Origin of the sequence: Sinorhizobium psoraleae (assembly GCF_013283645.1) — a bacterium.
Lineage (GTDB): Bacteria > Pseudomonadota > Alphaproteobacteria > Rhizobiales > Rhizobiaceae > Sinorhizobium > Sinorhizobium psoraleae.
The window spans coordinates 1,090,475-1,112,267 of sequence record NZ_JABEKV010000003.1 but is presented as its reverse complement, the minus strand read 5'-3'; the positions used below and the strand labels follow the sequence as shown (position 1 = coordinate 1,112,267).

Annotated in this window: 19 protein-coding genes and 2 pseudogenes; 10 read left to right on the top strand and 11 right to left on the bottom strand. The window is 61.3% G+C overall.

Going from position 1 to position 21,793, the window contains the following annotated elements; all coding sequences use genetic code 11:
- Positions 1-207: 207 nt before the first annotated feature.
- The 6 genes and pseudogenes from ILFOPFJJ_RS20800 to ILFOPFJJ_RS20775 all read right to left on the bottom strand — a co-directional run.
- A pseudogene (locus ILFOPFJJ_RS20800) lies at positions 208-732 on the bottom strand (RBBP9/YdeN family alpha/beta hydrolase); the annotation flags it as partial.
- A 229-nt stretch (positions 733-961) separates the two neighbouring features.
- Positions 962-1,636 carry an HAD family hydrolase gene (locus tag ILFOPFJJ_RS20795; RefSeq protein WP_173512446.1) on the bottom strand — a complete coding sequence of 225 codons (675 nt, stop codon included), beginning with the start codon at positions 1,634-1,636 and terminating at the stop codon, positions 962-964.
- 101 nt (positions 1,637-1,737) lie between these two features.
- Positions 1,738-2,400 carry a metallophosphoesterase family protein gene (locus ILFOPFJJ_RS20790; protein ID WP_173512445.1) on the bottom strand — a complete coding sequence of 221 codons (663 nt, stop codon included), beginning with the start codon at positions 2,398-2,400 and terminating at the stop codon, positions 1,738-1,740.
- Between the two features lie 204 nt (positions 2,401-2,604).
- Positions 2,605-2,985: a hypothetical protein gene (locus tag ILFOPFJJ_RS20785; protein WP_173512444.1), complete on the bottom strand. Its 381-nt coding sequence runs from the start codon at positions 2,983-2,985 to the stop codon at positions 2,605-2,607.
- A gap of 179 nt (positions 2,986-3,164) precedes the next feature.
- Positions 3,165-4,895: a phosphoethanolamine transferase gene (locus ILFOPFJJ_RS20780; RefSeq protein ID WP_376741438.1), complete on the bottom strand. Its 1,731-nt coding sequence runs from the start codon at positions 4,893-4,895 to the stop codon at positions 3,165-3,167.
- 124 nt (positions 4,896-5,019) lie between these two features.
- Complete coding sequence (locus ILFOPFJJ_RS20775; RefSeq protein WP_173512442.1) at positions 5,020-5,211, bottom strand: hypothetical protein; 192 nt, start codon at positions 5,209-5,211, stop codon at positions 5,020-5,022.
- On the opposite strand from ILFOPFJJ_RS20775, the gene ILFOPFJJ_RS20770 reads away from it, so the two are divergent.
- From ILFOPFJJ_RS20770 to ILFOPFJJ_RS20735, 8 genes are all read left to right on the top strand, one after another.
- Positions 5,210-5,884, top strand: a complete 675-nt coding sequence (locus ILFOPFJJ_RS20770; RefSeq protein ID WP_173512441.1) for a response regulator transcription factor — start codon at positions 5,210-5,212, stop codon at positions 5,882-5,884. The two genes, ILFOPFJJ_RS20775 and ILFOPFJJ_RS20770, sit on opposite strands and share 2 nt — an antisense overlap.
- On the top strand, positions 5,881-7,233 hold the full coding sequence (locus ILFOPFJJ_RS20765; protein WP_173512440.1) for a sensor histidine kinase: 1,353 nt from the start codon (positions 5,881-5,883) through the stop codon (positions 7,231-7,233). Before ILFOPFJJ_RS20770 ends, ILFOPFJJ_RS20765 begins: the two co-directional genes overlap by 4 nt.
- A gap of 132 nt (positions 7,234-7,365) precedes the next feature.
- Entirely contained in the window at positions 7,366-8,547 is a 1,182-nt protein-coding gene (locus ILFOPFJJ_RS20760) for an HPP family protein (RefSeq protein ID WP_173512439.1), read from the top strand.
- Positions 8,548-8,704: 157 nt separating this feature from the next.
- Positions 8,705-9,409: a CerR family C-terminal domain-containing protein gene (locus ILFOPFJJ_RS20755; protein WP_173512438.1), complete on the top strand. Its 705-nt coding sequence runs from the start codon at positions 8,705-8,707 to the stop codon at positions 9,407-9,409.
- Positions 9,406-10,413, top strand: a complete 1,008-nt coding sequence (gene hlyD / locus ILFOPFJJ_RS20750; RefSeq protein ID WP_173512437.1) for a secretion protein HlyD — start codon at positions 9,406-9,408, stop codon at positions 10,411-10,413. Before ILFOPFJJ_RS20755 ends, hlyD begins: the two co-directional genes overlap by 4 nt.
- A complete protein-coding gene (locus ILFOPFJJ_RS20745; RefSeq protein WP_173512436.1) occupies positions 10,410-12,155 on the top strand; it encodes an ATP-binding cassette domain-containing protein in 1,746 nt (581 codons plus the stop codon). Before hlyD ends, ILFOPFJJ_RS20745 begins: the two co-directional genes overlap by 4 nt.
- Complete coding sequence (locus ILFOPFJJ_RS20740; RefSeq protein ID WP_173512435.1) at positions 12,152-13,306, top strand: ABC transporter permease; 1,155 nt, start codon at positions 12,152-12,154, stop codon at positions 13,304-13,306. Before ILFOPFJJ_RS20745 ends, ILFOPFJJ_RS20740 begins: the two co-directional genes overlap by 4 nt.
- A 1-nt stretch (position 13,307) precedes the next feature.
- On the top strand, positions 13,308-14,420 hold the full coding sequence (locus ILFOPFJJ_RS20735) for an ABC transporter permease (RefSeq protein WP_173512434.1): 1,113 nt from the start codon (positions 13,308-13,310) through the stop codon (positions 14,418-14,420).
- Positions 14,421-14,425: 5 nt separating this feature from the next.
- On the opposite strand, the pseudogene ILFOPFJJ_RS20730 reads toward ILFOPFJJ_RS20735, so the two are convergent.
- From ILFOPFJJ_RS20730 to ILFOPFJJ_RS20715, 4 genes and pseudogenes are all read right to left on the bottom strand, one after another.
- Positions 14,426-14,796 (bottom strand): annotated as a pseudogene (locus tag ILFOPFJJ_RS20730) (type II toxin-antitoxin system VapC family toxin).
- Positions 14,793-15,038 carry a type II toxin-antitoxin system Phd/YefM family antitoxin gene (locus ILFOPFJJ_RS20725; RefSeq protein WP_173512433.1) on the bottom strand — a complete coding sequence of 82 codons (246 nt, stop codon included), beginning with the start codon at positions 15,036-15,038 and terminating at the stop codon, positions 14,793-14,795. Before ILFOPFJJ_RS20725 ends, ILFOPFJJ_RS20730 begins: the two are co-directional and overlap by 4 nt.
- Before the next feature lie 58 nt (positions 15,039-15,096).
- Positions 15,097-15,699 carry an alpha/beta hydrolase gene (locus tag ILFOPFJJ_RS20720; RefSeq protein WP_173512519.1) on the bottom strand — a complete coding sequence of 201 codons (603 nt, stop codon included), beginning with the start codon at positions 15,697-15,699 and terminating at the stop codon, positions 15,097-15,099.
- Between the two features lie 123 nt (positions 15,700-15,822).
- On the bottom strand, positions 15,823-16,755 hold the full coding sequence (locus ILFOPFJJ_RS20715; protein ID WP_173512432.1) for a VOC family protein: 933 nt from the start codon (positions 16,753-16,755) through the stop codon (positions 15,823-15,825).
- Positions 16,756-16,995: 240 nt separating this feature from the next.
- Between ILFOPFJJ_RS20715 and ILFOPFJJ_RS20710 the strand changes: the two genes are divergently transcribed.
- Both ILFOPFJJ_RS20710 and ILFOPFJJ_RS20705 read left to right on the top strand, forming a co-directional pair.
- On the top strand, positions 16,996-18,822 hold the full coding sequence (locus tag ILFOPFJJ_RS20710; protein ID WP_173512431.1) for a sensor histidine kinase: 1,827 nt from the start codon (positions 16,996-16,998) through the stop codon (positions 18,820-18,822).
- Positions 18,819-20,183, top strand: coding sequence for a sigma-54-dependent transcriptional regulator (locus ILFOPFJJ_RS20705; RefSeq protein WP_173512430.1), 1,365 nt, complete (start codon positions 18,819-18,821; stop codon positions 20,181-20,183). Before ILFOPFJJ_RS20710 ends, ILFOPFJJ_RS20705 begins: the two co-directional genes overlap by 4 nt.
- Positions 20,184-20,190: 7 nt before the next feature.
- Here the strand turns inward: ILFOPFJJ_RS20705 and ILFOPFJJ_RS20700 are convergent, their stop codons facing one another.
- Positions 20,191-21,537 (bottom strand): mechanosensitive ion channel family protein, encoded by a 1,347-nt coding sequence (locus ILFOPFJJ_RS20700; RefSeq protein WP_173512429.1) that lies wholly within the window; start codon positions 21,535-21,537, stop codon positions 20,191-20,193.
- Between the last annotated feature and the right edge of the window lie 256 nt (positions 21,538-21,793).

Genomic DNA, 21,793 nt, shown 5'->3' with positions numbered 1-21,793 from the left:
TGCCGGTCAACGCGGACTGGACGACTTGCGGGGGAGGCCGGCAACCGTTCGGGTGCTCAGTCGCGAAGCAGGAGCGGAAGGCGTCACTCCCTCCGTTCGGTTCGAAGACAGGTGAGCCTGCGTCAGTCCGGAGCCGGCATCGACAACAGCAAGCGAGTTCCTAAGCTTCCCTGCCGCTGGAGGGTGCGGTTTGAGATCCGCAATACCCTCCAGGACCCTGAGCAGATTATAGCCGTGGGTCCAGCGGCCATAGCCACTCGCAACATTGATGTGTCCCGCGTGCCCCAGGTCGACCAGGCTGCTGCCCCATTTTTCGCAGAGCGACTTCAGGCGAGCGAAGGGCATGTAAGGATCGTTAAGACTACCCACCACAAGGCTTCGAAACGGTAGCGGGCGATTTGGCATGGGTCCGAAGTCGATTGCGCCGGGATGCAGCCGCTCCGTTTCGTCAAGATCACACGGCGCGACCAGAAGGGCACTCCTCACGCGTGTGGCAACGGGCCGGTCTGCCAAGGCTGCTACGAGGACGGAGCCAAGGCTGTGCGCCACCAGGTGGACCGTTTCATATCTCAAGATCTCCGCTTCGAGCGCCCCCCGCCAGCGAGCAAGCCTTGGGTGGTTCCAATCCTGTTGTTCGACCATTGCCGCGGCCGGATGATCGGCGAGCCAATAGCGTTGCCAATGTCCCTCGCTCGAGCCAAAAAGGCCAGGAACAATCAATGTCTTTGCCATGTCGTCCGCCTCTCAGCGCTCGCAAAGGTTCGGCCGCCAGTTCGACGGTACAGTTTGCGATTGTGCCCGGCGAGGAGTGTCGCGATAAGAAAAGATGGTTTAATGTCTATAAGGTTTATAGAATAACTTCTTACATGACGATGAACGACCGTTCGTTTCGGTCAGCCAATGCCGAAGCGCCGCGCGTCCAACGTACGTCGACGGATGTCATGAATGCAGATATGGCGAGTTAGCGATGAAGCCGATGCAGAGACAACCATCCGTCCTCGCCGAGGCGAGCTTCGACGTCGGCGTAGTGTGCGAGCGTGACATGTGGCGCGTCCGCTGCCGCAACATGAGCGCCGGTGATGACCGCGACCTCGGCCCCCGCGGACGTGCCCGCAAGAATGCCGGCCGGCGCATCTTCGAAGACGAGGCAGTCCTCGGCACGGACGCCGAGCTTTCCGGCGGCAAGAAGGTAGCCTTGCGGATCGGGTTTGCCGGCAGAGACGTCTTCGCCGGTTACCATTAGCCGCGGCGTCGGGATACCTGCGGCAGCAAGGCGGCGAACGGCAAGTTCAAGCGGTGCCGACGTGACGATCGCCCACTTCTCCGGCGGCAGTGAGTTTAGAAAAGCAACGGCGCCGGGAATTTCGATGATGCCGTCGACGTCTGCAATTTCCGCTGCGGCCAGCTCGCGCGCTTCGAGCTCCGCATCAACGGCGAGGCCAAGTCTGCGGATCGTATCGACCGCACGCACGCCGTGCACGGACTTCATCAGAATCTCGCGATCAACCCCGTTGCGAACTGCCCAGGCTCCCCAGACCCGTTCGACGACGGCCATCGAGTTGAGCAGTGTTCCGTCCATATCGAACAACAGGGCCGCGAATCTTTTCGTGAAAAGCGACGAATTCAAATGATCCAAGCCAATCCTCCAGGTGATGAATACGAGCGACAGGCGCACAAGTATCGCCTCGCGCTCGGCGGCACAATCCGCTTTCAGGCGGATATTACCGGAGCGAGCGTCTAGCCGTCCGCGCTCTCGGTGACGAGAAAGCCGATCGGGCCTCCCGGCCTGTCGTCATCGAAAACGGCGCAGGAAAGCACGCCGCCGAAGACCGCTCCGGAGTCGACATTGGTCCTGTTGCCGACGGTCCTCGGATTGCTTCGGCTCGGTGTGTGACCGTGGCACAGATGCTTGCCCCAGTAGTTGCCGGAATGGTTCGACGGCGTCCTGATCCAAAGCAGGATGTCGTCGCCCTGCTGGTCCAACGGGATGTTCTCGTCGACCCCGGCATGCGCGAAAATGCGATAGCGATCGATGATGATCGACGGCCTCTCCGCCATCCAGACGAGATGGCTCAGGGGTATTGCGCCGCCATAGGAAGCCATGGTCTCGTCGCCGCCGTTCATGAGCCAGGCGCTCATCTCGGCATAGCCTCTCCGCGCAGCCAGCAGCATCTCTTCGTGGTTGCCCTTGAGGGTCAGCCATTCCCAGCCGGCTTTTGTCGGGCCTGCCATGATCCGCTCGACCACGCCACGGCTTTCGGGCCCGCGGTCGATCAGGTCGCCGAGGAAAATGATCCTGCCTCCCGGCACGGAGGATTCAATGCTTGAAAGCAAGGCTTCGAGCTGCGCCAAACATCCGTGAATGTCACCGACCGCAAAGGTGAGACGTCGGGCATTCATGCATCGGATCTCCTGCACTCGTCCAAGGCGGCGTTCTCCGCTGGATGAGCATCGACCGTCGCTGGAAATGGGGGCTGCCAATCTGGAGGCGCCGGCTGTGGGGCACAAGCTCTACCGCATATTTTTGCAGAAGAGAATCCGCTTGTGAAAAATTACACGGGAACTCAAAACGTTACGGCAGCCTTTTCACGTCGCGTGGAGCCTTCAACTGTGCGAAGAGCCCTTCGGGATCGCGGAACTCACGATAGACACCGGGTCGCTTGCAGGAAAGGTATCTTCGAGCCCCTCCTCCAGCTGTTCTTCCATGGCGTGCTGATCGTGAGCCTGGCGCGCGTTGGCGAGAGCGCCTTGCGGGACGGATGGCGATCGCTTGGTCCCGGAGATCGCGAGAAGAGCTTCGTCCGCCCCGATCGCGGCGGCAAGAACCTGTTTTGCCCGCGCCACGACGTTCAACCGGTTGAGGGTGCCCTCGGCGTTCTGCGGGCAGGAAACCGACACGATCTCTCCGGTCGCGCCCACGAATTCGACCGTGAAACCCGTCTTGCCGCCGCGCTCCGCATAGACCTGAATCCCGACGAACTGCATCGATCGATCCTTCCTTCCGCGCTTCTGCCACCAAGGTCACGATGAACTTGATCGGGCGCCCAGCGGCCATTTACGAGAAACCTTCGGATGGCATCCTCGTTCGCCGAGTCTAGCAGATTTGCGCCCCTGCCAACAGCTTGGCGCGGGAACGGGATTGATCGTGTCCCTCTCTTGGCGTGTCAGAGCACGCCCGATGCCGTACCAACAACCGGTTGGCTGTCCACGGCGTGGAATCCGGATGCAGGTTTTTGTGCATCGGGGCGTGTGCACGCGGCGAACGCGTCGAGGGCGCGATTGTAGGTCTTGGTTTGCACATCCATCATTCCGAGCACCGTATGGAACAGATTGTCATGCGATCTCGGCTGGTCTTTCTCTTTGGCGAGGCAGTCGGTATCGACCCCCATCGCCGTCTGGTATGGCTTGGAGAACCAGGCGATGAAGGGCACCCGCGTTTGCTCTTTCGGCGCGATGGCATAGGGCGCGCCATGCAGATAGATACCGTTCTCGCCGAGCGACTCGCCGTGATCAGACATGTAGATCATCGCTCCAGCGAGGCGATCCTGATGCTTTTCCAGGAGTTTGGCGACGCTTGCGAGGACATGGTCGGTGTAAAGAATGGTGTTGTCATAGGCGTTGACGATCTCGGCGGTCGTGCAGCGCATCAGTTCCGCCGTGCGGCAATCGGGCGTGAAGCGGCGGAATGCTTCGGGATAACGCCGATAGTAGGACGGCCCATGACTGCCGAGCTGATGCAGCACGATGACGCTGTTTCCTGTCGTAGCGCCAAGCTTGCGATCCAGTTCTCCGAGGAATATTTCGTCGAGGCATTCTCCCCTGCTGCACAGCGGGCTACCCTTCTGTTTGGTCATGCTGGCGAAGCTGATGAGATCGGCGATGCCTTTGCTGCCCGTATTGTTGTCCCACCAGCTTACGGACACGCCGGCGTGGGTCAGGACGTGTACGAGGTTCTCGGTCGAACGCGCCTTCCAGTCGCTGTACTCATCGCGCGGGTAGACCGAAAACATGCAAGGCAGCGAGACTGCTGTCGCCGTGCCGCAACTCGTCGCATTGGAATAATTGACGACGCCGAGCGCCTTCAGTTCCGGATTGGTCTCGCGGTCGTAGCCGTCGAGCGAAAAATTCATCGCTCGCGCCGTCTCACCCGCAACGATGACAACGACCACCGGCTTCCCGGCTTGTGCAATACGGCCACCCTGCCGCGCGTCGGTTCCGAGCGGCTGGACGACGAGATTGCGCTCCCGGTAGGTCGAAAGGCCATAGCGCGCCGCCGCGACGAGCGGCCCGGTAGGATTGAACCTCTTCATCAAATCCGTGTGCTCGCGCAGCACATAGGCAAATGTTGCAAAGTTGGAATAGATCAGACCACCAGCGGCAAAAAGCGCTACAGTAAAGAAAAGAAGATTGACGACAAACTTCAGCAAAAAGCGACGATGACGGACCTTCACCCACGCCACAAGGAGCGAAGGAAGGAGAGCATAGATTACCAGGTGCTGCGCAAGGCTGCCCGTCAGGAAATGACTGGCCTCGGCCGGTGTCGTAACCACGGCATTGCCGATCATGTCCCTGTCAACGATGATACCGAATGCGTCGCCAAAATAGGAAGCGGAAGCCGATACCAGGATGAAGAAAATCAGCGCCGGCTTCATCAGATATTTGATCGACATCGGGATCAGTATGGCAAACAGCGCCAGGTAGAGCGCGGCACCGAAGAGTAGCAGGCTCGCTTTTGAGCTATCGAAATAGCTCGCTGCACGGTTCCAGAAGGAATTGTTGGTGGCCAGGAGCAAGTAAGCGGCAACAAGGGCGCTCAAGACCACGCTACCGATCTCGGGCCGGCGAATTCTTGAAAAGGTCAAAACACGATCTCCAAAAGGCGAGCCACGGCTCATGACGGATGGAGGCACGCGCCATCAGCCGTCTTTGCCGGCGTGCGGCCGGATCGTCGCCACGTCGGCCCCCTCCGGCACTACTGCGGGCAAGCTGTCGAAGTCCTGTCGGGAGATGGTTGGAGCTCTACAGCGGGACGACGTCGGCATTTTTTGAAAAATCGGACAGCTGTTTGACAGCTAATACGGTTTGTTTTGCCAAGGCAGCCGCCACCCGGCTCGCACTTTTGCTGCCCTCGTTGAACGTTGGCTCCTCGAGGAAAACCTCATATGATCGATCGCGGCCGTCCGTCGGAAGGCTTGATTTCAGGAACTCCATGCGCCTCCTTCTCGTAGAAGACAGCCCTCGCCTGATCGAACTCGTGGGAGAGACCATGCGTGATGCGGGCTGGCGGCTTGATGCGGTCTCGACCCTTCAGGACGCCGAGGCGGCGATCGCCGCGCGGGAGCATGATCTCGTGCTTCTCGACCTCGGCCTGCCGGATGGTGACGGCCTCGATCTGATCAAGCGGATTCGGCAGGAGCATCCGGGACTGCCGGTGCTGATCATCACGGCCCGCGGGTCGGTCGATGAACGCATCATGGGGCTCGATGCCGGCGCCGACGACTATCTCGTCAAACCCTTCCATCATCGCGAATTGCTCTCGCGGTGCCGGGCCATGCTGAGGCGAAATCCGTACGCTATACAGCCGGTGCTGGAGGCCGGGGCCTTGCGCTACGATCCGGCGACCGCCGACCTTACCTGCGCCGGCGCCACCGTTCCGTTGCCGCCGCGCGAGCGTTCCTTGATCGAGATCCTGATGCGCGAGGTCGACCGCGTCGTTCCGAAGCGCCGGCTCGAGACCGCGCTCTCGGAATATGGACAGGAGATCAGCTCGAACGCGCTGGAGCTTGCCGTTTCCCGAGTGCGTAAACGGCTGCTGCCGCTCGAAAGCGGAGTTCAGATCGAGACCGTGCGCGGAATAGGGTACCTCCTCAGGACGGCTTCATGAAAAGAGCAAATCCGTCGCTGATCGGCATTGTTGCGCGGCGCATCGTCGCCTTTTCATTGCTCGCGATGGCGCTGCAAATCGGCGTAGTCTTCGCCGACTACTGGTTTGACGATGACAAGCTCAGCGTGCTCCTGCTGCAGCAGGAGACAGAGACGCTATCAAGGGCGATCGCGAACCGGGACGGCGTCCTCACCTACGAGCCGGATCATGAATTGCGCGAGCGTTACTTGGAACGCCACGGCCGGGATGGCGCGATCTACCTCCGGGTGCGTACCGCCTCCGGCTCGGTGCTCTTCTCCAATTGCACGACGGAATGCGCCGCACATTTTTTGCCGCTCAGCATCAACGCGCCGAACTTCTGGAAACGGCTGATCGCCCCGGGCAAACCGTTCAGCATCGCCGGCGGCCAGTCCTTCGAGCGCGATGGCGTGCCGGTTCTCGTCGAGCTCGCAATCCTCAAGGACCCGAACGGCTTCATGTACAGCGCCCTGCTTCATGAGATGTTCGATTCGATGATCGTGCCGATGACGCTGATGTTCTGTCTCGTCATCGGCGCGACGATCTGGTCGATACGCAGCGCTCTCCGCCCGGTCGCAGTGGCCGTCAAGGCAGCCGATGCAATCGATCCGCGCGACAGCGGCGCGCGCCTGCCGGCAACCCGAATGCCGCTGGAAATCGAACGTCTTGTCAGCGCGGTCAACCGGCTGCTCGCCCGCGTTGGTGACCTGATACAGTCGCAGAAGGTGTTTTCATCCTCGATCGCCCACGAAATACGGACGCCAGTTTCAATCGCCAAGATGGAACTGAGCCGCATCGCCGATCCGCGTGCCCGCAATGCCGAGCGCGACCTTGACGCCCTCACGCACATCCTCGAGCAACTGACGTCGCTCGCCCGCGCCGATGCCGTCGATCCCTCGGCCTACCAGCGGGCAAGCCTCTCGGTGATCGGAGCGGAGGTTACGGAGACGACGGCGCCGTTCGTGTTCGACCAGGGCAAGTCGATCGAGTTCGCCGACCATGGCACGGCGCCCGTCACCGTCATCCCGGCGCTCGTTGAGAACATGCTGCGCAACCTGATCGAGAATGCCGTCAAGCATAATCCGCCTGGCACCCGCATCGTGGTGACCTGCGGACCCGGCCCGCAGGTCTCGGTGGAAGACAACGGCAAGGGGTTGGTCGACTTGCCGGAACATAACGATGACCTCGGCTACATCAAACGCTCGGGTCAGCTCGGCCTCGGCTTGAAGATCGTCCACCGGATAAGCGCGTTGCACCAGGCGCGAGTCTCAATCGACACCGCGCCCGATCAGGGAACAAAGATCACGATCGATTTTTCTGCGGTAGCCTGACGTCCGCCGGACATTTCATAGGCACGATGCATATTTTTTAATCCAGCCCTTTTTTATGGATGCGAATTTCGTGCTCAATCAGCGATCACGTGCTATGCGCCTGTGCAATTCTTCCTTTCGCAGCGAGCATGCATGTCCAGGGCCACGGTCTTCTTCCGGCGTTTCGTTCCATCCCTCGTACCCGTCGGCCGATGGGAGCGGCTGCGCTCGTCCTGCGGCGCCCTGCTCGGAATATTGCTGACGGGATTTATCAGCTCGCTCGCCATTGGCGCCGATGCGAGCCTGCCGCTTCTCATTGCCCCGATGGGAGCCTCGGCGGTTCTGCTCTTTGCCGCTCCATCTAGTCCCCTCGCGCAGCCTTGGTCGATCCTCGGCGGCAATGTCGTTTCATCGACAGTCGGCGTAACCTGCGCGCTGTTTATTCCCGATCCAGTTGTTGCAGCCGCGGTTGCGGTTGCGGTCGCCATCGGCGCGATGCTGATGCTCGGTTGCCTTCACCCTCCAAGCGGCGCTGTCGCGCTGACCGCCGTTCTCGGCGGGCCGGCGATACACCAGGCCGGATACGGCTTCGTGCTCTCTCCGGTCGCGGTCAACTCCCTTCTCATCCTTGTCGTCGCGCTCGTCTTCAACAACCTGACCGGCCGTCGCTATCCGCATCTCGCGCCTGCCGCGAACCCGCACAACACGCAGGATCCTTTGCCCAGTCATCGCCTCGGCGTCGTACCGGAAGATCTGCAGGCCGTGCTGGCGCAATATGGCGAGGTCGTCGACATCAGCCCCGAGGAACTCGATACCTTTGTTCACCAGGCGCAGATCCGCGCGTTCGAACGTCGCTCCGGCGAAATCACCTGCGGAGAGATCATGTCGCGTGACGTTGCGACCGTTGCGCCGCAAGCCTCTCTCCGCCAAGCGTGGAAAATGCTGCTCGAACACCGTATCAAGGCCCTGCCGGTCGTAACCGAAAAGGACGGGCTTGTCGGCATCATCACCCAAACAGACTTCATGAAGCACTCGACGCTGAGTTCCGACGGCCGGCTGCAGATCGGCCTGCGTCAGCGAATCGGCAATATTATCGGTCTGCCGACCACGGGACCGCGTGTGGTGTCCGACATCATGACGCGACGTGTCCAGTCGGCTTTGCCGGAAACAATGATTGCAAAGCTCGTCCCGCCGATGGCCGACATGGGCCTGCACCATATGCCGGTGGTCGACGCGGACAACGGCGTGGTGGGCATCGTAACGCAGTCCGACCTTATCGCCGCCTTGTTCCAGCGGCGGCTCGACAGCGCCGAGGATTCCCTGAACGTCGCCTGAGCCCTCGGGGCGCCTGACTCTCCTTAAAAGCGGCTTTAGCCATTTCGCCTCAATCAGCGCCAACCGCTTTCCGCGTGCCGGCCGGCCCCTTCACGCCCGCAGCCTGTCCCGAATTCATTCGATTGACTTAATCAGTTGAATGAGGTAATGTGAGCGCATGATGAAGGACAACAACCCCACTCCACAGCTCCGAGCCGACCGCGGCGACGTTACCCGGGAGAAGCTCCTCAGCGCCTCCATCGACGTCTTCGGGCGCTATGGCTTCGATGGCGCAACGACCCGCAAACTCGCCGACACGGCGGGCGTCAACCTACAGGCCATCCCCTATTATTTCGGCGGCAAGGAAGGCCTCTATATCGCCGCTGCAGAGCACCTGGCTTCGATCATTGGCGGCCATGTCGCGGATTTGCGAAGCGCCATTCTCACGCGCTTCGAACAACTCGATGCCGATGGAAAGGAAATGGCCCCTGCCGAGGCGCGCGCCCTTCTGACCCAGATGGTCCAGAGAATGATCGTGCTCTTCGTCAGCGAACAATCGGAAAGCTGGGCGCGATTCATCATTCGCGAGCAGATGGAGCCCACCGAGGCTTTTGCGCGCATCTACCGCAGCATCATGCGGCCGATGATCGAGATGGCGCGGCGGCTCATCGGAACCATTCTCGGCGATGATCCCGCCTCCGAGCGAATCCGCCTGAGGACGCTGTCCTTCGTCGGAAGCGTCCTCGTGTTTCGGATGGCCCATGCCGCCGTCTATGCCCAGCTGGAATGGAAAACCGCCGGGCCGCACGAGCTCGAAATCCTGCGCCATCACGCGGCCGAACTCGTTGCCGTGCTCGGCGCTGAGAAGGACCACAAGTCATGAAGAAAATCGCTGTTCCCGCTCTCCTGCTCGCCGTTGCTGCGGCCGGGGGCTGGTGGCTCGACCTGCCGGCGCGGTTCGGCTGGGCTGAGGACAATCGCCAGACAGTGCTTTACGGCAATGTCGATATCCGGCAGGTGTCGCTCGGTTTTCGCGTCAGCGGGCGCATCGCGGAGCTTCGTGTCGACGAAGGCGACGCCGTGAAGGCCGGCGACGTGATTGCAAGGCTCGACGCCGAACCATTCGAGCAGGCGTGCGACGCAGCCAAAGCGGAGGTCGAGGCTTTGAGCGCCACGCTCGCCAAGCTCAAGGCGGGTGCGCGGGCCACGGAAATCGCGCAGGCGCGCGCCTTCCACGAAGAGCGCCTCGCCGAGCTGGAAAATGCCAATCTCGCCTATGAGCGCGCGCGGCGACTGCGGCCGAACGGCGCCATTTCCCAAGCGGAACTTGATCAGGCGAGCGCCACGCGCGCCGCCGCTACGGCACGCGCGACCTCGGCGCGTCAGGCTCTGGCGCTGCTCGAAGAGGGTAGCCGCGCGGAAGATATCGCCACGGCGCAAGCGCAGGTGAATGCCGCAACGGCGAAGCTCGCAAGTGCCCGCACATCACTCAAGGATGCCGAGCTCGTCGCGCCAAACGCCGGCGTCGTCCTGTCGCGCGTCCGCGAGACTGGCGCCATCGTCTCCCCGGCGGATAATGTTTATGTGATCTCGTTGACCGAACCGGTCTGGGTTCGCGCCTATGTCGCTGAGCCCGATCTTGGCCGCGTTCATCCCGGGATGAAGGTCAAAGTTACCTCCGACACTGCCCCCAACCGGACCTACGAGGCGACCGTCGGTTTCATCTCGCCCGTCGCGGAATTCACGCCGAAATCTGTGGAAACGCCTGAACTGAGGACGGATCTCGTCTACCGGCTGCGGCTCGTGGTCACCAATCCCGGCACGGACCTGCGCCAGGGCATGCCGGTCACCATTCATCTCCCGACAGCAGGGGAGACCACATCGTGACCCCCGCCCCTGATGTCGCCCCCTTCGTCAGGTTGACGGGTGTCACCAAGCGGTTCGGTGCTCCGGCGCCTGCCCTCGATGCGATCGATGGTACGATTGCTGGCGGGCGGATCACCGGCCTCGTTGGTCCCGACGGCGCCGGGAAGACGACGCTGATCCGCCTGATGACCGGGCTCATGCTGCCTGATGCGGGCACGGTCGAAGTGCTCGGCTACGACACGCGCACGGATCCGGCGAGCATCCAGGCGGCAATCGGTTACATGCCTCAACGCTTCGGCCTCTACGAAGACCTGTCGGTTCAGGAAAACCTCGACCTTTATGCCGACCTGCGCGGTCTGCCGAAGGACGAGCGCGCTGCTACGTTTGGCGAGCTTCTCGAATTTACCGATCTCAGGCGCTTCACGACGCGCCTTGCCGGAAAACTCTCCGGCGGCATGAAGCAGAAGCTCGGCCTCGCATGCGCGCTTCTGCGCAAGCCGCGCCTTCTGCTGCTCGACGAGCCGGGCGTCGGCGTCGATCCGATTTCGCGGCGTGATCTCTGGAAGATGGTCGAAGACCTCACGGCCGAGGGCATCGGTGTCGTCTGGTCAACGGCCTACCTCGAAGAGGCGGAGGCCTGTGACCATGTCTTCCTGTTCAATCAGGGTCGCTTGCTTTTCGCCGGCCGGCCGCAGGACATGACGCAGCGCGTCGAAGATCGCGTCTTTCGGGTAAGCGGCATCGAAGGTCGCCGCCGCGAGAAGCTCGCGCGTCTTCTCGATGACGAAGGCGTGGTCGACGGTGTCATTCAGGGCGAGGGGATCCGCCTCGTGATGAAGGCAGGTCTTGAGCCTCCGTCGCTCGCCGGCAACGGCGCCGCGACGGCCTGGCGTGCCGACGTAATGCCGCCGCGCTTCGAGGATGCCTTTGTCGACATGCTCGGCGGTGGCCCCGGCGGCCGCTCGCGACTTGCGGAAACGCAAAGGACCTTTGCCGCCGAAGAGGGCAAGGCGGTGATCGAGGCGCGCGGCCTGACGAAGCGCTTCGGCGACTTCACCGCCGCCGACAATATTACCTTCGATATCCCGCGTGGCCAGATTTTCGGCCTGCTCGGTCCGAACGGCGCGGGCAAGTCGACCACGTTCAAGATGCTTTGCGGCCTGTTGAAGCCAACGGCCGGCGAAGGTCGGGTTGCCGGCTTCGATCTCAGGCGGGATGCGGCGGCTGCGCGCAACCGGCTCGGCTACATGGCGCAGAAATTCTCTCTCTATGGTGATCTCAGCGTCACCCAGAATCTGAACTTCTTTGCGGGCGTCTACGGGCTCTCCGGCCCGAAACGGCGCGAGCGCATCGAGCTGATGACTGAGATCTTCGATTTCCGGCCGATCCATGACATGTCCGCCAAGGACCTGCCGCTCGGCCTCAAGCAGCGCTTGGCGCTCGCCTGCGCGGTGCTGCACGAACCGGAAGTGCTCTTTCTCGACGAACCAACTTCCGGTGTCGATCCGATCACACGGCGCGAATTCTGGACCCACATCAACGGCCTCGTGGAAAAGGGCGTGACCGTTCTTGTCACCACCCACTTCATGGACGAGGCGGAATATTGCGACCGCATCTCGCTGATTTATCGCGGCAGATCGATTGCGCTCGGCTCGCCGGATGAGATGAAGAAGCGGGTCGCCAACAAGCACCTTCCGGATCCGACGATGGAAGACGCGTTTATCGCGCTGGTTCAGGGCTCGGAGGCGAAGGAAGCGGCATGAACAGGATCCGCAAGAGCGACGGCCGTGAACAGGGCGCCGGCAGGGCGCGGCGCTTCGCCGCCCTCGTGCGCAAGGAAAGCTACCAGATCGTGCGCGACCCGAGCAGCATCCTGATCGCCTTCGTGCTGCCGCTGATCCTGCTCTTCCTCTTCGGCTACGGCGTTTCGCTCGACACGACGCGGACGCGTGTTGCACTGGTGGTCGAGGAGGTAACGCCGCTGACACGCGATCTCGCCGCAAGCTTTCAAGCGTCACGCTATTTCGCCATCGTCAACGGCCACGACCGTCGCGAATTCGAGGATGATCTCGTGCTCGGCCGCGTGCGTGGCATTCTGGTTATACCGGCGAGCTTTGCGTCCGACCATGCCGCGGGACGCCACCCGGCAGTCCAAGTGATCGTCGACGGTTCGGATCCGAACACGGCGAATTTCGTGCAGAACTATGCGCAGGGCACGGTCGCCAACTGGGAGCGCCAGCGTTTCACCGAGGGCGTGGGGCGCTCTCCGGCAATCGCCGCCGAACAGCGCTTCTGGTTCAATCCGGAGCTGACGAGCCGCAATTTCCTCGTTCCCGGATCAATCGCCATCGTCATGACGCTGGTCGGCACGTTGCTGACTTCGCTCGTGGTCGCGAGGGAATGGGAGCGCGGGACGATGGAAGCGATGATGGCGACACCCGTCTCCGCCGCCGAGCTCCTTGCCGGCAAGCTCTTGCCCTATTTCATTCTCGGGCTCACGTCGATGACGCTCTGCGTGCTGCTTGCGGTCTTCCTCTTCGGTGTGCCTTTCCGCGGCTCGGTGGCGGCACTTTACGCGCTCTCCGCCACGTTCCTGATGCCAGCCCTCGGTCAGGGGCTATTGATCTCGGCCGCCACCAAGAACCAGTTCCTCGCCTCGCAGCTCGCGCTGATAACGGCCTTCCTGCCGGCTTTCCTGCTTTCCGGTTTCCTCTTCGAGATCAATTCGATGCCGACCGTTATCCAATGGATCACGTTCATCGTGCCCGCACGCTATCTGATCCCCAGCCTGCAAACGGTGTTTCTGGCCGGCGACATCTGGCCGATGTTCGCGCGTGCGATCGCGATGATGCTTCTTATCGGCAGCGTCTTCTTCGCGCTGGCCGCACGCAGCACCAGAAAGAGGATCGGCTGACATGTGGTGGACACGGTTGAAGGCGCTGATCATCAAGGAACTGCTGGCGGTGCTGCGCGATCCAAAGGGTCGCGCCATCCTGATCGGTCCGCCCATCATCCAGCTGCTCGTCTTTTCCTACGCGGCAACGCTCGAGGTAAAGAACGTCGATCTGATGGTGCTCGATCGCGATACCGGCCAGTGGAGCCAGGAACTGGTCCAGCGGATCGGCGGGTCGCCGACCTTCCGAACCATTACCCGAGCGAACAACCCGGCGGAAGTCCAGTTCGCCATCGATACGCAGCGCGTGCTTGCGGCACTGGAAATCGGTCCTACCTTCTCCCGCGACATCGAAGCGGGACGGCCGGCCGAAGTTCAGTTGATCCTCGACGGGCGGCGCTCCAACGCCTCGCAGATCGTTTCCGGTTATCTGAGCCAGATCGTCGGCATGCTCGCCGCCGAGACCCCAGCGGGAAAACGTGCGGCATCCGACGTGATCCGGGTCGAGGCGCGCAACTGGTTCAATCCCAACCTCACCTTCCAATGGTTCATGGTGCCGAACCTGGTGGCAAGCATTGCGCTTCTGATCGGATTGATTGTCACCGCTTTGTCGGTCGCCCGCGAGCGCGAGCTCGGCACCTTCGATCAGCTCATCGTCTCGCCGTTGCGCACCCATGAAATCCTCATCGGCAAGCTGATACCGCCGATGATGATCGGCCTCTTCCACATCACCGTCTATATTCTGGCGGCCGTGTTCATTTTCGGCGTGCCGTTGCGCGGCTCGCTCTTTCTGCTTTACGGCAGCGCGATCTTCTATCTCGCTTCCGTCGTCGGGCTCGGTCTTTTCATCTCGGCGCTGTCGATGACGCAGCAACAGGCGATCCTCGGAGCCTTCCTGTTCATGGTTCCCGCCATGCTCTTGTCAGGGTTTGCGACGCCGATCGAGAACATGCCGTCCTGGCTGCAGCCGATCACGCTCGTCAATCCGCTGCGTTACTTTCTGGTGATCGTGAAAGGCGTGTTCCTGAAGGATATCCCGCTCGCCGAGGTCGTGCATCAGACCGTGCCGCTCTGCCTGATCGCCGTCGTGACACTTTCTGCCGCCGCCTGGCTGTTCCGTAGCCGGCTGGAGTAGCAAGGTCAGACAAGCCGGATTGGTCCGGGATACTTTCCGACGATCTCGTCCGCGGTGAGCAATGTCACACCCTCGACTATCGACTGGGCGATCAGAATACGATCGAAGGGGTCTTTGTGGATTGGGGGGAGTTGGTCGATTTCTACCGCGTGTGCGCTGCTGACGGGCAGTTCCTCATAGCCGTTGTCCAAGCCGCGGCGCAGCAGCCGAGGATCGGCCTCGAAATCAGGGCGCCCGAGGCCGCGCTTGATGGCGATTTCCCAGAGGCTCGCCGCACTGAAAAAGAGGATGTTCTCCCGGCTTTCTATGAGCGCCCGGGCTTCCAGCGGCAACCGGCTACCCAGAGAAGTATGCGCGTATCAAGCAGAATATTCATCCGCCGGTGCCGAAGAGATTTTCAATCTCATCGCTTCCCATACGATCGAAATCGTCCGGCACGACGATCTGGCCGGTCATGAAGCCGAGCCGCCGCTTTTCGGTCTCGGAAGGCTGATCGAGGGCAACCACCTTCACCATTGGCTTTCCCGCCATGGCGATGATGAACGGCTCCCCCCTCGCCGCCTTTTCGACCAGCCGCGACAAATGGGTCTTGGCCCCGTGAATATTGACGGTTTCCATCACTGCCTCCGCTGGATTGAACTTAGTTTATCTAACTTAGTTCAACCCAGCGTGGCTTTCAGGCTTTCACGAACCGTTCAACCGCAGCAATCTCGTTCTGCCGGATATCATGGCCGCCAGAATGCCACTCAATGGTCACCGCCGCCTTCTGAGCGTTGAAGTAATCGGCGAGCGATTGCGTCAGTGGCGCCGGGCAGATCGGATCGCGCTCCCCGGCGGTAATCAGTATGCCCCGGCCCTCCAGCTTCGGATTGGCTTTCGGCTTGAACGGGATCAGCGGGTGCATCAGCACCGCCCTGTCAAAGACGCCTTCCTCGATCATGACATTGGCAAGGATATTTGCACCGTTGGAATAGCCGAGGCCGATTACTTCCGAGGCTTCATGCTCGGCTGCAAGCGTCTTGGCGAAATTTGCCAGCTTGGTCGTGGCGCGCGCGAGATCCGCCATATCGTAGACGCCCTCGCCGGTGCGCCTGAAGAAGCGCGCCGCGCCATATTCGGATACGTCGCCGCGCGGCGACACGATCGTTGCCTCGGGCAAGAGTTGTGAACCGAAGGTGAAGAACTGGTTTTCGTCTCCTCCGGTACCGTGAAGCACGAAGAGGATCGGACTGCCGGGTTTGCCGGCTTTCAATTTATGCGCATAGCCGTGGTCGACCATTGAACTCTCCTTGACACCCGGCCCGCCCGCGCGGGCGGTGCCATACTTGCTCGTCTCATCAAATTGCATCGCCCTCCCCCGCGTGAAACGGAGGAGGAATCTCGGCCGCAGCGGAGCGGAAGGTTACGCTTCAAGCTTCTGCAGGTGGCTTTCCAGGATCGGGCGCAGATGCTTGTGCTGCTGCGGCAGTTTCAGCGCCTCGCCGAGATGAGCGACCTCCTCGTCACGGGCAAAGCCGGGTTCGTTCGTCGCGATCTCGAAGAGCACGCCGCCCGGCGTCCTGAAGTAGATCGCCCAGAAGTAGTCGCGGTCGATTACCGGGGTGACGTGATAGCCGGTGTCCATCAGCGCCTTGCGTACTTCCAGCTGCTTTTCGCGATTGTCGACCGCGAAGGCGACATGGTGCACGGAGCCGGCGCCTTGCGCCGCACGATTGACGTTCGGCAGCGTTTCGAGATCGACGAGGCTCGCGCTGTTACCGCCGGGCACGATCAGCCGGGTGACGCCATCCTTCCGGTCGAGTTCCTCATAGCCCATGAACTTGAGCAGTTCGGAAGTGGCGCCCTCATCGCGCAACCGCATAGCGACCGAATGGAAACCACGGATCGCGTGGTCCTCGGAAATGCCGCCCTCAGTCCAAGGTGTGCGCGGATCGTCCCTTGCCTCGACCAGAGCGAAGCCGTCGCCATCGGGGCCGGCAAAGTTCAGGCGCTTCTCGCCGAAGGTTTCCTCATCCTTGAGGCCGGTGACGCCAAGCTTGCTCAGGCGATCTCGCCAGAAGCCGAGCGAACCGACGGGAACGGAGAAGACGGTCGTCCCGACCTCTCCGGTGCCGGCGCGACCGCGCGGCATCTGCGGAAACGGGAAATAGGTCATCACGGTGCCGGGCGTCCCGGTCTCGTCACCATAGTAGAGGTGGTAGACGTCCGGTGAATCGAAGTTCACGGTCTTCTTCACGCGACGCAAGCCGAGCGTGCTGGTGAAAAATTGGTTGTTGGTGCGGGCGTCGTCCGCCATCGACGTGACGTGATGCAGGCCCTTGATCTGGTCGAGCATTGTCATATTCCTTTCTGCCCGTCTCCAATCGGGCTCGTTGATGACGCATAGATGCGCTCTTCCCCTCCTTTGCGAAAGGCTGAGGCGGACAAACGCATTGTCAACGCGGCGTTGACATACTCAGCCGCTCGTTGAGAAAAATCGACAGCGATGAGTCACTTGCCACCGGTTGAGCCGATGCCTACCATCGACTAAATCGGTCACCCGAGAAGAACGCATGGAGGAGGAGCCAGGCATTCTGTGAAATATCGTTTCGCGCTTGTGCTCTGCCTTCTGCCATTCATCGCTGTGCTTATTGCCTGGCAGGGCAATGCCATCGCTACTCGCCGCTATATGCAGGAGGCCTCAGCGCAGGCGACGACGACGCTGAGGCTTGCCGTCTCCGCGCTGAGCGGCCACCTCAATCGCTACCAGGCGCTACCCGCGCTTATCGCGGATCACGATGACGTCAAGGAACTGGCCACGCGGCCACAGGACCGGCGGCTTCGCGAGAGCGTCAACAGCTATCTGAAGGAAATCAACAAACTTCTCAGGTCCTCCGATATCTATGTGATCACCCCCGATGGCGACACGATTGCCGCAAGCAATTACGACGGTCCCGCAAGCTTCGTCGGGCAGAACTTCAGCTATCGCCCCTATTTCCAGGACGCCCTGAAGGGAGTCCAGTCCCGCTTCTATGCGCTCGGCACGACGTCGCTCAAACGCGGCTATTATTTCGGTTCGCCGATCCACATCGGCAGAGAAATCCGCGGCGTCATTGTCTTCAAGGTCGATATCGAGACGATCGAGGCCTCCTGGCAGGGGGGCGAGTACAAGCTGTTCGTTTTCGACCCTGAAGGCATCATTTTCATGAGCGGCAGTCCGGAATGGCTCTACGCCGGTATCCTGCCGCTCACGCCCGAGCGGCTCGCGCGCACCGAGGCCTCGCGCCGCTATGCCAATGCCGTTCTCCGCCCGTTGCCGGTATCGCGCAGCAGGCTTTTTGATCACCAACTGATGCGGATCGCAACGGGCGATACGAGTCGGGAATACCTCGTTCTTTCGCAATATATGCCGGAAGCCGATTGGACTGTGAACGTGTTGATCGATACGGCGTCGGTAAAGACACAGGCCATGACCGCCGTCGCCGCCGCAATGCTGCTTTGCGGGCTGGCCGGCCTTGCAGTCGCCGTGCTCTTGCAACGCCGTGCGCGCCTCAGGGAGCGCTTGCTGATGCAGGCGCAAGCCCAGAGCGAGCTTGAGCGCCGCGTCGAAGAGCGCACGGCAGATCTCGCACGCGTGAATGCCCAGATCGAGGAGGAGATCGCCGAGCGACGGCTTACCGAACAGCAATTGCGCCAGACCCAGGCAGATCTCATCCAGGCAGGCAAACTCGCCGGCCTCGGCCAGATGTCGGCGGCGCTCTCGCACGAGTTCAATCAGCCACTTGCAGCCGCCAAGACCTATGCCGACAGTGCTGCGCTCTTGATGGAGAGGGGGCGGACGACCGAAGCGAGCGACAATATCAGGCGCATTTCCGGCCTCATCGACCGCATGGCGTCCATCAGCAGGCATCTGCGCAATTTTGCCCGCAAGCCCAATGAGAAGCTTGGCCCCGTGCCTCTCGACGAGGTCATGCGCGACACGATGGAAATCGTGGCGGCTCGGATCAAAGCAGCAAATGCCACGGTGAACATCGACCTCGGGGACGCGCCTCTTGTCGTCCGGGCGGGCTCGGTCCGGCTACAACAGGTGCTCGTCAACGTCATCTCCAACGCCGCCGACGCGGTCGAGAGCCTCAATGATCGTGTAATCTCGGTCAAAGCCAGACGCGAGGGCGACCAGGTCGTGATCACGATCCGCGACCGTGGGCCTGGCGTGGCATCCGCCATTGCCGAACGCATCTTCGACCCGTTCTTCAGCACCAAGGGCGTCGGCAAGGGCCTCGGCCTCGGCCTTTCCATCTCCTACAATATCGTCAAGGATTTCGGCGGCAACCTGACGGTTTCCAACCACGTCGAGGGAGGCGCCGTGTTTCGCATCGAGCTTGCGGCGAGCAGCCGGACCAAGCGGGAGGCTGCCGAATGACCGAAAGCCGGGTCCTGCTCGTCGACGACGAAGAGGAGCTTCGCCATTCGAGCGCCCAGGCACTCGAGCTTGCGGGTTTTCGCGTCGACACGTTCGCCAGCGCCGAACACGCGCTCGAATTCATCGGTTTCAGCTTTTCCGGTGTCGTCATCAGCGACATTCGCATGCCGGGCATGGATGGCATGACCTTTCTGCAGCGCATTCGCGAGATCGACGCCGAGGTCCCGGTCATCCTTGTGACCGGTCATGGCGACGTCCAGCTCGCCGTTCGAGCGATGCGCGAAGGCGCCTATGATTTCGTGGAAAAACCCTTCACGGCGCAAACGCTCGCCGGCACCATTCGCCGCGCGCTCGAGTGGCGCGGTCTCGTGCTTGAAAACCGCCGCCTGAGAGCGGTTGCAGGAAAGCGCGACGACATCGAGCAACGGCTGCCGGGGCGAAGCCAGGCGATGGTCGACCTGCGTTACCGGGTCCGCGCCATCGGCGCATCCGACGCCGATACGCTGATCATCGGCGAAACGGGCGTCGGCAAGGAAGTCGTGGCGCGCGCACTCCACGATCTGAGCAGCCGCGCCAACAGCCCGTTCATCGCCATCAATTGCGCCGCTCTTCCGCAGACGCTGATCGAGAGCGAACTTTTTGGGCATGAGGCCGGGGCTTTTCCGGGCGCGTTGCGACCGCGCTACGGCAAGTTCGAGCACGGACGTGGCGGCACGATCCTGCTCGACGAGATAGGGTCGATGCCTTTCGACCTACAGGCGAAGTTCCTCCGCGTGCTGCAGGAACGCGTCATAACCCGGCTCGGCTCCAACGAGATCGTGCCGCTCGACGTACGCTTCATTGCCACGAGCAAAGTCGATCTGGAGCGCGAGGTTGCCGCCGGCCGCTTCCGCGCCGATCTGCTTTATCGGTTGAATGTCGCGACACTGCGGGTGCCGCCGCTAGCCCAGCGCCGTTCCGACATTCCGCTGCTTTTCATGCAGCTTGTGCGCGAATCCGCCGCGCGCTACGGCCGTGATGACGCCGAGATTTCCCCTGCCCTGGCGTCGGAAATCGCCGAGCGCGACTGGCCCGGCAACGTTCGCGAATTACGCAATGCAGCCGAACGCTTCGTGCTCGGACTCGAAGCCGAAAAGGACGACGCCGCGTCCACACAGGTGAACGGCGCGCGACTCGCCGACAAGGTCGCCGCCTTCGAAAAGAACCTTATCGCCGGTGCGCTTACGGTCCATGGCGGGGCTTTGAAGCCTGTCTATGAGTCTCTCGGGATCTCGCGCAAGACGCTCTATGAAAAGATGCAGAAGTACGGTCTCGACAAGAGGCTTCTGACGGCGGATGCACCACGCGAAGACAGCATGTGATCGGCCCTCAAGCCTTTGGGCGGGATCGGGGCTCAGGACCGCATCGCATCTCGTCGTCCCGCTCAAGTGAATCCACAACCTCGACAGGTGTCTTCATGATGATTTCACGATGCGGGAACGGGATTGAGATGCCGGCCGCCTTGAACGCATCCCACAAAGCCATGAGCACCTCGCCGCGGACGTTGGTAAGCCCGTTGCTCGGATCGGAAATCCAGAATCTCAGTTTGAAGTCGAGCGACGATGATCCAAAGGCGGTCATCCAACAGACCGGCTGGGCGTAGACACTGGAAACCCGCGGAATGGTTTTCGCGGCCTCGATCGCTATGCGGACAACCTCGTGCGGATCGCTGTCATACGAAGTGCCGAAGCTGACCTCGATGCGGACATATTCACTGGAAAACGACCAGTTCACGACCTGCTGGGAAATAAAGTCTTCGTTCGGGATGAGATATTCCTTTCCATCTCTCGTGATGACGGAGACGAAGCGGGAGCGTAGGTCGCGGATAGAGCCGAAGGTTTCTCCAAGCGTTATCGTGTCGCCCGGTTTGATCGATTTATCGAGAAGAATGATGATTCCGGATATGAAGTTGGAGACGACCTTCTGCAGGCCGAAACCGATGCCTACGCCGACGGCACCCGAAAAGACCGTGAGAGCGGTCAGATCGATTCCCGTCGCAGACAAGGCAACAGCGCCGGCAAATACAATCAATCCTATTTTGATGAGTTTGCTGATGAGGACCTTGAGCGATGGCGTCAGATCCGCGGACTTCTGTATCCAATGCGATGACATGTTGCCAAAGAGAACGGCCAGCCAGATTAGCGCCGCAGAAAGGACGACCGCCTTCAAAACCAACAACATCGAAAGACGAACCGCACCGAGATTGACGGCCATGCCGTCAAGGGCTGCCTGGATCGTGCGATCCAGTCCAAGGGCGTAAAGTGCAAAATAGAGCCAGCCGGCGACGGCAACGACCCGCGCGAGCGTCTGGTTTCTGATTATGCGCGTGAGCACCGAGATGACAAACCATGCGGCAACGAGCGTGAGGGCTGTAGCCACCATCCACCGGTACGAGGGCCATCCAAATCGCAACAGGACCACATCCGCGATCCACAACCACACGATCAAAAAGAGCCACCGCAGCCGTCGCATGAAGGCGATGATGACGCGCAGCAGATCGGGGTTTCCCTTGATGGTGCGCGCGCGGGATTCCAATGCCGGCTCTATCCGTTTTGCCAGAAAACCGCAAAGCAGGTAACCGGTTACGATCAGAACAGACTGATAGAGCGTCCATTCGTTCAGAAGAACAGTCTGCAGCCAGGATCCGGCAGCGTTGACCGCTTCTATGAAATCCATCACCTTTCTCGTCGAAATTTCCGCAGGGCAACCCGCGGCGTCGAGTTTTGTCTAATCCGAATTTCGGATCATTGTTGAAAACTCGGAGCGGCCAAGGATGGTTCCTAACCTGGCCCCTAGCCATGGGGATTTGCGAAAGATTGGTCTGCCGGCGAGAAATTCCGGCCCGGTTCTTGTTCGCTTTGCCGGGCTGATTTTCGCCGTCGCGGTGCTGATGACAACGGTTCACCGGCCAGCCGGCCGCTCGAAGCGGGGC

What these genes read in the sequence shown, in the direction of transcription:
- ILFOPFJJ_RS20765 (WP_173512440.1), top strand. Translation starts at nt 5,881, where the DNA reads ATGAAAAGAGCAAATCCGTCGCTGATCGGCATTGTTGCGCGGCGCATC.
- ILFOPFJJ_RS20775 (WP_173512442.1), bottom strand. Translation starts at nt 5,211, where the DNA reads ATGGAGTTCCTGAAATCAAGCCTTCCGACGGACGGCCGCGATCGATCA.
- ILFOPFJJ_RS20725 (WP_173512433.1), bottom strand. Translation starts at nt 15,038, where the DNA reads ATGGAAACCGTCAATATTCACGGGGCCAAGACCCATTTGTCGCGGCTG.
- ILFOPFJJ_RS20790 (WP_173512445.1), bottom strand. Translation starts at nt 2,400, where the DNA reads ATGAATGCCCGACGTCTCACCTTTGCGGTCGGTGACATTCACGGATGT.
- ILFOPFJJ_RS20755 (WP_173512438.1), top strand. Translation starts at nt 8,705, where the DNA reads ATGATGAAGGACAACAACCCCACTCCACAGCTCCGAGCCGACCGCGGC.
- ILFOPFJJ_RS20785 (WP_173512444.1), bottom strand. Translation starts at nt 2,985, where the DNA reads ATGCAGTTCGTCGGGATTCAGGTCTATGCGGAGCGCGGCGGCAAGACG.
- ILFOPFJJ_RS20720 (WP_173512519.1), bottom strand. Translation starts at nt 15,699, where the DNA reads ATGGTCGACCACGGCTATGCGCATAAATTGAAAGCCGGCAAACCCGGC.
- ILFOPFJJ_RS20780 (WP_376741438.1), bottom strand. Translation starts at nt 4,895, where the DNA reads ATGAGCCGTGGCTCGCCTTTTGGAGATCGTGTTTTGACCTTTTCAAGA.
- ILFOPFJJ_RS20700 (WP_173512429.1), bottom strand. Translation starts at nt 21,537, where the DNA reads ATGGATTTCATAGAAGCGGTCAACGCTGCCGGATCCTGGCTGCAGACT.
- ILFOPFJJ_RS20740 (WP_173512435.1), top strand. Translation starts at nt 12,152, where the DNA reads ATGAACAGGATCCGCAAGAGCGACGGCCGTGAACAGGGCGCCGGCAGG.
- ILFOPFJJ_RS20770 (WP_173512441.1), top strand. Translation starts at nt 5,210, where the DNA reads ATGCGCCTCCTTCTCGTAGAAGACAGCCCTCGCCTGATCGAACTCGTG.
- ILFOPFJJ_RS20705 (WP_173512430.1), top strand. Translation starts at nt 18,819, where the DNA reads ATGACCGAAAGCCGGGTCCTGCTCGTCGACGACGAAGAGGAGCTTCGC.
- hlyD (WP_173512437.1), top strand. Translation starts at nt 9,406, where the DNA reads ATGAAGAAAATCGCTGTTCCCGCTCTCCTGCTCGCCGTTGCTGCGGCC.
- ILFOPFJJ_RS20735 (WP_173512434.1), top strand. Translation starts at nt 13,308, where the DNA reads ATGTGGTGGACACGGTTGAAGGCGCTGATCATCAAGGAACTGCTGGCG.
- ILFOPFJJ_RS20715 (WP_173512432.1), bottom strand. Translation starts at nt 16,755, where the DNA reads ATGCTCGACCAGATCAAGGGCCTGCATCACGTCACGTCGATGGCGGAC.
- ILFOPFJJ_RS20760 (WP_173512439.1), top strand. Translation starts at nt 7,366, where the DNA reads ATGTCCAGGGCCACGGTCTTCTTCCGGCGTTTCGTTCCATCCCTCGTA.